The organism is Vibrio floridensis, assembly GCF_021852965.1.
Classification (GTDB): domain Bacteria; phylum Pseudomonadota; class Gammaproteobacteria; order Enterobacterales; family Vibrionaceae; genus Vibrio; species Vibrio floridensis.
In genome coordinates this window covers 988,348-1,000,418 of record NZ_JAKGCY010000001.1, presented here as the reverse complement: position 1 = coordinate 1,000,418, position 12,071 = coordinate 988,348, and the positions used below count along the sequence as shown (strand labels likewise).

Genomic DNA, 12,071 nt, shown 5'->3' with positions numbered 1-12,071 from the left:
ATCGATAAAAAATGGGGCAGTCTTCTGCCCCTTGTTGTTGCTGTTTCGGCGAATCGAATTAGCTCGGAGACTGGACACCCGAGTTTGATGCATTGACATAGCAAACCGAGAACGGAACGTTGAGTCGATGAAACTGATTTATCCAGCGCCACTGGTTGTCTTGGAGTTTATCTCCAGGGCCTTTAACCTCAATCCATTCAAACTTTCCATCTTTAAACGCAATCAAGTCGGGCATACCATTTCGATAAAGCTTTAGGTCGCTCAACTGAACCGTAAATAGAGAGGCCAGAGTCTCGCTAGGTATATGGCTAAGAGCAAGCTGGATTAATGTTTCATCCAAACTGGGCCAATGTACAAAGGGATTACTGATGCCTTGTTTTGCCCGGTAGGTGGTGATAAGGATTTCGGTCTGCCCACGCTTTATTTTGTCGATAGCATCAGACACCAAGTCCGCTCGCTGTTTAACAAAATCGTGATGATAGAGATCCAATGGGCGTTGTTGGTAAGCGTTGATAAAGGCACCTTCGATGGGGGCAAAAATTGCGTCCCATAGTGTCAAGCCGAGTAGGCCATTAAGTAGCGCATTCTCGGTGTAGTAGACGTACCAGCCTAACGATTCAAAGTAGGATTTCGTGGCGAGTTCAACCCGCTGTTGTGATAAGTCCAGCTCAACATAATGCTCCCGACATTTTGGTTTAGCCGTTCTGGTTGTTTTCACTCCTAGCTTTCTTTTGAGCCGTTGATCGAGTTTTTGTGCCACTTCGAGTTCTGAAACATCGATTGGAAGCGTGAGCATTTGGTTGACGATTTCAGAGAATCGATCATCTTGGCCAAGCTTATCGTAGATGCGCGCACGGCGTTCTCGGCTCGGCGTCAGCGTGGTTTGTTCAAACAGTGTGAGCGCCGAGGTGAACTCGCCAAGGCGTTCAAAATCTCGGGCAAGGTCATTAAGCAGGTGTTCGCGTTTACGGTCGACATAGGGATGTGCCACAGGGCCAGGCAGTGCTGCCAGCAGTTGTTCCAGATTCTCCTTTTGTTTTCTATCACAAAGCCAGTAACGGTTCGAAAGTTCGCTAAGGTCGATTAAGCGGTCAATCTGTTCTCGACTATCGAAGAATCGCCGCTCTTTACTTAACTGGTAAGACTCGAATTGATGCAGACCAAGATCATCCAAAACGAATTGGCTCAGATCTTGATGGGTGTTTGCGAAAAACAACGTCAGTAGCAGGTCGATCATGTGAGCGGAGTTAAGCTTGATGACGGTGAATGACAGCTCCTCAAACTGAGTGAAGGCGTCGTCACTTAGACAACTGACCAGTGCCTCTTTTTTTTGCGTTTTGGTGAGATGAGGGTAGAGCGAAAGCAGCTCAGGTTTTGTCAGTAAGTAGAGAGCAAGCTCTTGATGAGAAAGTACAGGAGAGAGTTCGACAAACTCGCCTTGGCTGAGTATGTCTAGGGCATGATCAATTTGGGGAATTTCAGCGTAATGCAGTTTATCACTGCGAAACCAACAGCCTTTGCGACTGTACAAACGCACCAACAGGCATTGCGCACGCTTATCAAGCTCAGTGAACGCCAAAAGCCATTGCTGTTCGTCTGTTGTCAGCAAGTCCTGATACCACTGCAGTGCGTGGCGCGTAAGCTTCAAAAAGTTCTCGAGATAGTAATCCGGGGCGAGTTCTACGCTGTTTTCCATAAACGACCGACCATAAAAAAGGCTTAACCCGTAGGTTAAGCCTTTTCATGTTCAAATCAACGCGTAATTACGCCTTTTTCAGCTCTGCGACTTTCGCTTCTGAAAGTGGTTTCGTTACCAGTGCAAGCACAATACAAACGCCCATCATCACCGCTGAAATTGTGTAAGCCAAGGTGTAGCCTGTGCCGTTGGTCATAGAGTAACCAACCACCGCTGCGCCAATCGCGCCGCCAATACCCCATGCTGTGTAAAGTACGCCATAGTTAGTGCCGTAGTTTTTCAGACCGTAGAATTCTGCGGTTAGGGTAGGGAACACAGCAAGAAGCGTACCGTAACCAACTGCTGCGATAGCCGTACCAATGATCAGCGTGAATTCCGATTTGAAGGTAGCGAACAATGCCATGTTGATACCTTGCAGAACACACGCTAGAAGAAGCGTACGTACACCGCCGATCTTGTCGGCAAGCATACCCGCAGCGACACGGCCGCCTGAGTTAAATATGGCAAGGATGGACGCTAAGTAAACCGCGTTAGGCAGGTTTGCTTGAACGCTTGCGATGGTGGTGATGTTACCGATGATCATCAGGCCAACTGACGCTGCAAACGCGTACATGATCCAAAGAGAATAAAACTGTGGCGTTTTTAGCATTGCTTTCCACGTTAGGTCTTCAGATTTCTTCACCGCTTTAGGTGCTTGGCCTTCTTTTACTTTCGGCTCTGCTGGGGTGTAATCTGCTGGCGGGTTATTGATAGTTGCCGCTAGAGGTACCGCGATAGCAAGAACACCAACACCAAGAATCATAAAGCTGGTCTGAATGCCCATGTTGGTAATCAATGCAGAAGTCAGTGGCGCTAGGTAGATCGCTGCAAGACCAAAACCTGCTGCGATGATGCCGTTAACCATGCCTTTCTTCGATGCGTGGAACCACTTCATCGCCGATGGAGATAGACAAGCATAACCAAAACCGATACCCGCACCAGTGATCACACCAAACGTGATGTTGAGCATCAGTGGAGAGTCAACAAAACCAGATGCAATCATACCTAGACCTGTAAGAACAGTCCCTAGGATAAGGATCATACGTGGACCCATGCGGTCTTGAAGAATACCTGCAACAAGAAGACAAATAGAGAACGTGATCGTTGCGGTTGCGTAAGGGGCAGACGCTTCTGCTGCGCTCCAGCCTGACTCAGTCACTAGTGCTTTGTTGAATACACTCCAAGCATACAGGATGCCAAGACAAAGGTTGATACAGAATCCTGCAAGTAGGATGCGCATAGCTTTATCAATCTTGCTCATTTTTGTTCTCAGTGTTGCTTCTGGTAATACCAAAAGGGGCGAATAAAAGGTGGTTAAACTCAAAATTAGTTTGCGTTTTTCAACAGATAACGCAATGAGCGCGGATTATAACCAATCCTTTTGTGATTGGAATCTCTTTTTGAGGCCAGATCTGAAAATATTTTTATACGTTAAAAAGTGTTGTTACAGATTTTTCTGAATTGACATTTTTTTGTGAAAATCTTGTGATCTTTGGGTGTTGAGCGCTTATCTGACGGGGCTTAGATATGCAGAAGAGAACCGATATGGTACTGAGTTCACATTGCTAAAAAAAAGACAAAATATTTTCCAATGTTAAGTGAATGTAACAATGCTTTTCTAAATTTACACTTTACTCTCGAAATGCCGTAGACAAAGGATTCTTAAAATTCATTGTGTTAACCATATGTAAAATCAGTCGGTTCAATTAATATTTGTACACATTTTGTACAGGTTTGGCCTCTTGATCTCTGAAACTAGTTTGGCAAAATATAGCGGAAACTGAGATTGCAATATTGAAAGGATGCTTTTTAGGCTTTTATAGCGAGGTGTATATGAAGATTTTCCTTATTCTACTGATATCTGTTACGGCGGGTTATGCCTCTGCTGACCACATCCACTCTTTCTTGTTTGGTCTCTATATTTCATCTCTGGCGGTAGGCAGCTGTTACTGGTTTGCATTCCGCAGCTCGCGTTTCCCTCAACTGGCGGTTTTCCTGTTGCTTTGCGGCATGCTGTCTAAGTTAGCAGTGACGGTTATCGGCGTATTTTGGGGATTGTCGCAAGATTTGATCGGTTCGCCATTCATCTTCTCGCTTTCGTATTTGTTCTTCTCAATTGTGGTGACATACCTTTGGTTCAGTTACCGCCAGAAAAAAACCAAAGCGCCAGGGCAACGACACGTAGCTGCGTAAGGCAGAATAATTTATACAAAAATGCCAGCGATTTTCGCTGGCATTTTACGTTTTCAGAACTGATAACTTTCTGGAACAACCACAACACCATTATCAGAGATTTTGAAGCGTTGTGCGTCCTCTAATCGATTCAAACCAATCTGGGTGTACGGAGGCACTTTCACATGCTTGTCGATAATGCAGTTCACTAGCTGACACCCTTCGCCAATTTCAACATCATCAAAAATGATGCTATCAACGATCGTAGCACTGTCGTTGATTCTGACATTGGAAGAAATAATGGAATGTTGCACAGAACCTCCAGAATTGATAACCCCGTTAGCAATCATAGAGTTAATGAAGATCCCTTCATTTCCCGCTCCCGATGAAACCGTTCGTGCCGGGGGATATTGTGGTTCGTAGGTGCGGATACCCCAATCTTTTTGATATAAATTCATTGGGGGGACTGGTTCCAAAAGATCCATGTTGGCCTGATAAAATGAATCAATAGTACCTACGTCACGCCAATAGCAATCTCTATCGACACGGCCTTTGCTGCCACAAAACTTGTAGGCGTATACCGAGCCACCATCAATGAGTTTCGGAATGATGTCTTTGCCAAAATCATGCGAAGAGTCGTTGTCGTCTGCATCTTTTACCAAGGACTCCTTCAATACGTCCATGCTAAAGATATAAATACCCATCGAGACGAGGCTACGTTCAGGGTTATTGGGTAAGTGTGGCGGGTTCTCTGGTTTCTCGATGAACGAGTGGACGCGATTGTTTTCCTCAATACCCATCACGCCGAATGCTTTCGCTTCCTTGCAGTTGACATCCATACAAGCCACGGTCAACGTTGCATTGTTTGCTATGTGCTCTTCAAGCATCGGAGCGTAATCCATGCGATAAATATGGTCACCAGAAAGAACAACAACATATTTCGCTTCACTCCGTTCAAGTAGCCAAAGGTTGTGAAAAATAGCATCGGCAGTACCTTCATACCATTTTCCACCTTTGCGCATCTGAGGCGGTACAGAGGTGATGTATTCCCCCAGTTCCGGATTAAATATCGACCAACCATCACGAAGATGTTTTTGTAGGGAGTGGGACTTGTATTGCGTTAAAACGAGTATTTTTCGTAAGCCTGAGTGAAGACAGTTCGTTAACGTAAAATCAATGATTCTATATTTACCGCCAAATGGAACTGCTGGCTTCGCGCGATCATCGGTCAATGGGCTGAGCCGTGATCCCATGCCTCCGGCGAGTATCACCGTTAAGATGTCCTGCATTTATGTTCTCCCTGACAATGTGCAATCTCATTGAGATTAGTACAAGAATTAAGCCAAGAGTTAAATCTTGAGAAATTCAGCACATTTCATTGGAGAATTGATTGGTGTGCACAAAAAATACGCAATTAGGTATGGGTTTTGCACTAGTAGAGTGCATAAAAGGTGGTTGGAGTTTACATTAAGCGAGAAGTGGAATGCAGGTTCAAAATAATAAAACTTTGAGATTTTTACACTGTAAATAGTAGCCCATCATTTGTGAAGGATTGATGGGCTGCTTAATCCGGAAAGTGGTTAGCTTAGACCGATGATATTGCCGTCTTTATCGATATCTAAGGCCATGAACGCCGGCTTATCCGGTAAGCCAGGCATGGTCATCACACTTCCTGTCAGGGCATAGACAAACCCTGCGCCGGCGCATAAACGCACTTCTCGGACTGTGATAGAGAATCCTTTTGGTGCCCCTTTGAGTGAAGAGTCGGATGAGATAGACAATGGTGTTTTGGCCATACAAACTGCCAAATGCCCAAACCCTAATTGCTGATAAAGGTCCAGTTGCTGTTCTGCTTCGGTAGTGAACTCAACTTCGCCACAACCATAGCCCTTTTTACAAACCGCGTTAATTTTTTCGCGTAGAGTTTGCTCGGGTTGATACAGCGGCATAAAGTTCACAGGCTCAGCGCACGCTTCGATCACTTCTCTGGCAACTGCTTCCATCCCTTTTCCGCCTTTGGCGAAGCCTTCGCTAATGGCGACACGCACGGTGGTGTCAAACTGATGAATCATCGATTCGAGTTGCATCAATTCTTCATTCGAGTCCTGTGGGAAACGGTTAATGGCTACCACGACAGGCAAGCCATATTTTTTTGCGTTTTCAATGTGCCACTGCAAATTACTAAAACCGGCAACCAGGGCTGGAGAGTCAACAGAAAACAGAGCGTCGGGCAGAGGCATGCCTGGTTTGAGGTCATAAAGGCCAGAATTGGCTTTTAACCCTCTTAGTGTTGCAACAAGCACCACACAATCTGGAGACTTGCCCGATGTGGAGGATTTTATGTTACACGCTTTCTCTAGCCCCATGTCAGATCCGAAACCCGCTTCGGTGACAACGTAACTGGATAGTTTTAGCGCGATTTCATCGGCGATAATTGAGGAGTTTCCATGCGCGATGTTAGCAAACGGACCAGCATGGATAAGGGTTGGGACACCTTCAAGTGTTTGCATTAACGTGGGTTTAATTGCGTCTTTTAACGTTACCGTCATCGCCCCAGCGACCTGCAACTGCTCTGCGGTGACAGGCTCACCTTGAACATTGTAAGCCAGCACGACTTGGCCAATGCGTAAGCGCATATCCTGCAGATTTTTCGAAAGCGCTAAAATCGCCATCAGTTCGGAGGCCGCTGAAATATCGAAACCTTCTTCACGCTCAAAGCCATTGATGGTCTTGCCTGCCTCATTCAAACCCACCATAACTTTACGCAGAGCTCGGTCGTTATGGTCCATCACGCGTTTCCAAACTACGCGACTAGGATCTATTTTGAGTGCTTTTAGGCCAGTGCGAGCTTCAAAGGCTTCGTAACCTGCGCGTTGCTCATGATAAATACGAGCGTCAATGGCCGCAGCAGCCAAGTTATGAGCTGCGGTGACCGCATGAATGTCCCCGGTAAGGTGCAAATTGAGTTCGTCCATCGGTGCAACTTGCGAGTAGCCACCACCAGCAGCACCCCCTTTCACACCGAATACAGGACCCATTGATGGTTGACGAATACAAGCCATGACTGACTGATTCAGTGCATGCAGTCCTTGAGCAAGTCCTATCGTGGTAACGGTTTTTCCTTCCCCTAATGGGGTTGGGGTGATCGCGGTGACTAAAACCAGCTTGCCATCTGCTTTGTCTCTTAGACGTTGTACGCACTTCGCTGATACTTTTGCTTTATATAAACCGTGGGTTTCGAACTCTTCAGCACGAAGCCCCGCTTTTGTCGCTATTTCTGCTATGGCTTGAAGTGGTGTTGTACGGCAAATATCGATATCGGAAAGCATGCAAAACCCTTATTAAACAATCACGCAAACGTTTGCGCTGGCATGATACTCAAATGCTTAACTGAGTAAAGTATTATATAGTCCGAGCTGTGCTACAACGTAGTCTAATTTGATAAATATTGGTTTAGATCAAAAAGAAAAGGCTGCAAATTTGCAGCCTTAATAGTATTTAGTACGGAATTATCTATCCCAGTAAGCTTCTTCCAAGCTGTCTTCGCGCTCAGGTAATGCACGAGATAGGCGAGGGGAGTGCTGGGTCAAGACTTCATAGCTCACTCGGTTTGCATATTTACAAATTTGCGACAAGGACGAATAAGTAAGGCAAATATGCTGGTGCTTTTCTGAGTTAGGTACATTTTTAATATGGAATGCGTTTGAGGCCATATCATGCAGTAGGGCTGAAAGCGCACCATCGCCAGCGCCATTGGTATTTTTAATTTCTGCAGGGCCACCAAGGTAAGGGCCGATGTGTGAATACACTCGAATTGGGTCTTTGCAATCGCTACGACGCATCGCACGGCTAAACTCATACAAGTTAAACCCTTCAATCTCGCCTTGATAAAGATCGTGAGTGGTTTCGCGTTTTGCATCTTCGTCTGTATAGCCTGCCATGTAAAGGCCATCAGGGCCGGCAGTACACAGTACTAAATCAACCCAATCCAATGCTTTATCAGCGGCTTTGAGAGGATCTGATTCACCTGTCAGTGCTTGACCTTCCTCTTCATTCATTGCCACAACCGTGATGTTTTCACGAATGTACTCTTGCCACCACTCAGGATTCCCTTCAATGACGTACTTTGTGCCTAAGGTCAACACAACAGGGACTTGATGCTTTTTGGCATATTCAATGGCGCGTTGCACCGCTTGAGGCATCGGATCTTCTGGCTTTCCACGCATTAAGTACGATGAAACAACCAGAGCGGCGGCTTTCTCGAAGACTTCCTCCGGAATGCTCTCTGGTGCCAGTTTATTCATGTGACCTTCGTTGATGGCGAAGGTACGCTCACCATCTTCTGAAATCAGTGTGTAACAGCGACCAATTGGCCCATCAACGGTTTGCAGGTGGTTGAGATTCATACGCGAAGATGTGCGGCATAAATAACGGTAGGCGTATGAACCAACTTGGATGTTTTTCGACATCACACCCAGCAACACGGATTTGCTGTCGGCAAGTACCGAGTAATTGTGAAGCGTATTACCAATCGTATCACCTGGGTATTGGTGAGTGATCAAACCGCGTTCTACGAGTTCTTCATATAATGCGTCCGCTTTGCTTTCTTCAAGAACTAGCGAGTGTCCTTTGCTTAAATCATATTTTGCTAAGAATTCATCGTCCACACGAGCTTCGATATCGACAATGGTCTGGCCTACGCCAACAATGGTTGGACGGTAAAGTTTTGGTGCTACTTTGAGCTCAGAAACAAGTGGATCTCGAGTGTTGGTAGGGAAGTAATGTTTAGATTTTCGCTGACCAGGAAACTTCATACTAGTGATTGCTTGAGGAAAAAGGAGGCGCATGATATCACAGATTTTTTGAAACAAGGCTATTTTGTTGCTTCAAAAGCTGGCCGAGTAAGTTTTGCTCGGCCAAGCGAAGTTCAAAAGGAAACTACTGTGTTGTCGCGAGATTCGTCTCACCCTGCTGATAGGCTTCTGTGCCCCACAAAGGAACAGACGACAGACTGTGTTTGAAACTGCCTTCTGTCTCTTTGGTGGTGTAGGAGAGATAGAGAAGCGTTTGGTTTTTTTGATCGTAAATACGACGCACCTTCATCGTTTTAAAGAAGATACTTTTTGATTGTTTGAAAACCACTTCTCCCGATGAGCTTTTATCGATCTTAGCGATCATCTCTGGCGTAATACTGCCAGTTTGGCGGCAAGAAATAGAGCTGTCACTTGGGTCGGACAGGCTCAAATTGGCTTCGATAGACGCAATATGGCAAGTGACCCCTGTGACCACTTCATCTTGTAAAGAGGTGATTTTGATGTCTTTTAAAGTAAACCAGCCTAAACCTACGTCGCCTACTTCGTTGCCACCACAGCCAGACAGCAGCGCAGTGGTCGACAAAACCGCTGTAAGAATTTTTGTTTTCATGACCTTATCCTTGATAACCCTCGCGAACTATGGAAGTTACCTTACCAGCTTTCTATGTTGAATGTCTCTAGCTAGATTGGTTATTCTCACGTCACGCAAGTTTCTGATTAGCAAATTGATTAGAACCAAACGTAACCACATGGTATGGTATGAGCCTTGCAGGAAAATGAGAAAAAAGAGGTTAACAGTATGAAAAAGACATTCGTTGTGCTGCTGATTTCGTTAGGCCTGCTTGCAGGGTGCGCTGCACCCCCTAAGTCGACGATCTGTACGCCCAAAATTTGTGATATCTGGAATTAAACATGTCAAATCAATTGCCGATGGTGAGTAAGAAAAATCAGTGGCTATACAATCAGGTAGATTGTGAGTTTCCCACCAAGGAAAGCCTTGCTGGATTAAAACTCTACCGCGACTCTGTAGAGAAGAGATCCACCATTGAGCTTGATGTGAAAGCGTTGGCAACCGAGGAAGTAACGATGGAGCATTATTTGGTTGACTTCCATCGCCTAACCATCATGTTCGCCATTCTGCAAAGTAAGCGCTGGCATTGTGAAGCGGATCAAGCTTTGTTGATCGAGTTTCTAACACAAATTATCCTTTCTGCTGAGCACGATCTGTACGTTAGCTTTGTCGCAGGCGAGCCTGTTGGGGCTGCTATCGTCACCCATCGCGATGAGCAGTTACTGCTTTCCGATGTCGTCTTTAATCAACACTTCGAACTTCCAGGTCTAGAAGTTTATTTATCCGCACTAATTGGTAAGTTGACGTCAGAAATGCAAAATGTTGAGAAAATTTTAATCGAAATTTGATCAATGTCGTAATTTTCTATTATTGAACCACTATCATATCCCCACGATTTGGAGTGTGGGATTCATATGAGAACTTTTGTGCTTTTTTGGGTATCGCTGATTGGGGTAGGGTTCAATTCCGCCTTGGCTGAGACAAAGTGGCAAACACGGCAAGTTCTCATATTGCACTCTTACGATGCGTCCTATCAATGGACTCAAGATATGCAAAGAGGTGTCGAGAAAGCGATTGATAACCTTGATGGTGACGTTCGCTTATCCGTGGAATACCTCGACACAAAGCGAATTTCTTCACCTGAATACTTGCAAAAAACGGCCGCTTATCTGAGCGAAAAGTATAAGAATTATCATTGGGATGGAATTCTAGTTACTGATGACAATGCCTTTCGGTTTGTTCAATCTTACTTCCCTGCAGAGTTAGTGAAATACCCGATTGTTGCGGTTGCTATTAATGACTTGGACTTGCAACATCGTCTGCCCTTCGACAACATCAGTGTCACTTACGAACGTGATCTCCTTGACGAAAACCTTGATGTGATTCACCAGCTGCGCCCTAACATTAAAAAACTCTACTATCTGGCGGACAAAAGCATTACCTCGGATTTCATTCGTCTAGATGTGCGAAAAGCGATGGAAAAGTATCCCGACATCGAGTTGGTGGACATTTCTGACAAAACACTCGACCAGGCAGCGGAGTTTCTTACTACGGTTGAGCGAGATGATGGCGTATTGCTGACACACTACAACACAGAATTGGAGCAAGGAATCTTCCACTCATACAAAAAGATCGCCAATACGGTGGGTAGTCACAGTGAGGCTCCTGTTTTTGTCCTTTGGGAACTCTATTTGGGGCAAACCGGTATCGTGGGAGGTTACGTTAACCGCTCCGAAAAATTTGGCATAAATGGCATGCTCCTCCTAGCAAAAAAGATGGGGTTTGATGTAACGAATTCTCAATCGATGAATGCTGCTCAAACGCCGATATTTCAGTACGATGCTTTAGAAAAATATGGCATTGAAGTGAGGCAACTACCCAAAAACGCGGTCATAGTTAACCAACCTGTCTCGTATATCAGCCGTCATCTTCATGTTCTCTTGATTTCTGGTGTGATCATTGTTTCATTGTCACTGGTTATCGCCATGCAGTTCATGACAATTCAGCAAAAGAAGTTACTGAACCTCAAAAATCGGAAAATTGTCATGCTACAAAAACGTACGCTATCCGTACAAAAAGAGATGATACACGTGTTGGGAGAGGCCATTGAAACACGATCTGGTGAAACTGGAAATCACGTAAAACGAGTAGCACAGCTTTCCGTAGCGATTGGGCGTCTATGTGGTCTAAGCCATCGAGAACTTGAAATGCTTGAAATCGTTAGCCCTATGCATGATGTGGGTAAAATCGCTGTTCCAGAAGCCATCCTCGATAAACCAGGAAGGCTAACTCAAGATGAAAGAGCGATTATGCAAACCCACTGTGACGCGGGACATCGTCTACTCAACAACAATAAAGCGAAAGTGATGAAACTGGCCGCTATTGTTGCCTACGAACACCATGAACACTGGGATGGTAATGGTTACCCCAACGGCATACGAGGTGAGCAGATTCATATTTTCTCACGCATCACCGCCATTGCTGATGTATTTGACGCTTTACTCAGTGAACGCTGCTATAAAGCGCCTTGGGAGCTGTTGCGTGTGGTCGCTTTCTTTGAGCAACAAAAAGGGAAACAGTTTGATCCTCAGTTGACGGATTTGCTTTTAAAGAACATTGAAGATTTTGTTGCGATTCGTCTTTGCTATCCAGACGTCAACGAATCACTTCGTCAGGCTATATAAAAGCGCTACTTCCTGCGCAATTATGATCATTGGTTACGTTAAATTGCCATTTTTGCCGATGAACTCCGGTTTTCTGACAACTTTGCTTCTTATAG

Annotated in this window: 9 protein-coding genes; 3 read left to right on the top strand and 6 right to left on the bottom strand. The window is 45.2% G+C overall.

Going from position 1 to position 12,071, the window contains the following annotated elements; translation table 11 throughout:
* Window positions 1-58: 58 nt before the first annotated feature.
* Both LZU85_RS04200 and LZU85_RS04195 read right to left on the bottom strand, forming a co-directional pair.
* Complete coding sequence (locus LZU85_RS04200; RefSeq protein ID WP_237286444.1) at window positions 59-1,696, bottom strand: VRR-NUC domain-containing protein; 1,638 nt, start codon at window positions 1,694-1,696, stop codon at window positions 59-61.
* 67 nt (window positions 1,697-1,763) lie between these two features.
* Window positions 1,764-2,996, bottom strand: coding sequence for an L-lactate MFS transporter (locus tag LZU85_RS04195; RefSeq protein WP_237286443.1), 1,233 nt, complete (start codon window positions 2,994-2,996; stop codon window positions 1,764-1,766).
* 572 nt (window positions 2,997-3,568) lie between these two features.
* On the opposite strand from LZU85_RS04195, the gene LZU85_RS04190 reads away from it, so the two are divergent.
* The gene (locus LZU85_RS04190; RefSeq protein ID WP_176299524.1) at window positions 3,569-3,928 is read left to right on the top strand and encodes an NADH:ubiquinone oxidoreductase; all 360 of its coding nucleotides are present in this window, start codon (window positions 3,569-3,571) and stop codon (window positions 3,926-3,928) included.
* Window positions 3,929-3,981: 53 nt separating this feature from the next.
* On the opposite strand, the gene glgC is transcribed toward LZU85_RS04190, so the two are convergent.
* The 4 genes from glgC to LZU85_RS04170 all read right to left on the bottom strand — a co-directional run bounded on the left by glgC (window position 3,982) and on the right by LZU85_RS04170 (window position 9,331).
* Entirely contained in the window at window positions 3,982-5,196 is a 1,215-nt protein-coding gene (glgC, locus tag LZU85_RS04185; RefSeq protein ID WP_237286442.1) for a glucose-1-phosphate adenylyltransferase, read from the bottom strand.
* 291 nt (window positions 5,197-5,487) lie between these two features.
* On the bottom strand, window positions 5,488-7,236 hold the full coding sequence (locus LZU85_RS04180) for a formate--tetrahydrofolate ligase (RefSeq protein WP_176299526.1): 1,749 nt from the start codon (window positions 7,234-7,236) through the stop codon (window positions 5,488-5,490).
* Between the two features lie 180 nt (window positions 7,237-7,416).
* The gene (locus tag LZU85_RS04175; RefSeq protein ID WP_176299527.1) at window positions 7,417-8,721 is read right to left on the bottom strand and encodes an inosine/guanosine kinase; all 1,305 of its coding nucleotides are present in this window, start codon (window positions 8,719-8,721) and stop codon (window positions 7,417-7,419) included.
* Window positions 8,722-8,845: 124 nt separating this feature from the next.
* Complete coding sequence (locus LZU85_RS04170) at window positions 8,846-9,331, bottom strand: CreA family protein (protein WP_176299528.1); 486 nt, start codon at window positions 9,329-9,331, stop codon at window positions 8,846-8,848.
* A gap of 302 nt (window positions 9,332-9,633) precedes the next feature.
* Here LZU85_RS04170 and LZU85_RS04165 point away from each other — a divergent pair, with 302 nt between their 5' ends.
* Window positions 9,634-10,140, top strand: coding sequence for a hypothetical protein (locus tag LZU85_RS04165; RefSeq protein WP_237286441.1), 507 nt, complete (start codon window positions 9,634-9,636; stop codon window positions 10,138-10,140).
* Window positions 10,141-10,341: 201 nt separating this feature from the next.
* Window positions 10,342-11,976: an HD domain-containing phosphohydrolase gene (locus LZU85_RS04160; protein ID WP_419795952.1), complete on the top strand. Its 1,635-nt coding sequence runs from the start codon at window positions 10,342-10,344 to the stop codon at window positions 11,974-11,976.
* Window positions 11,977-12,071 lie beyond the last annotated feature (95 nt).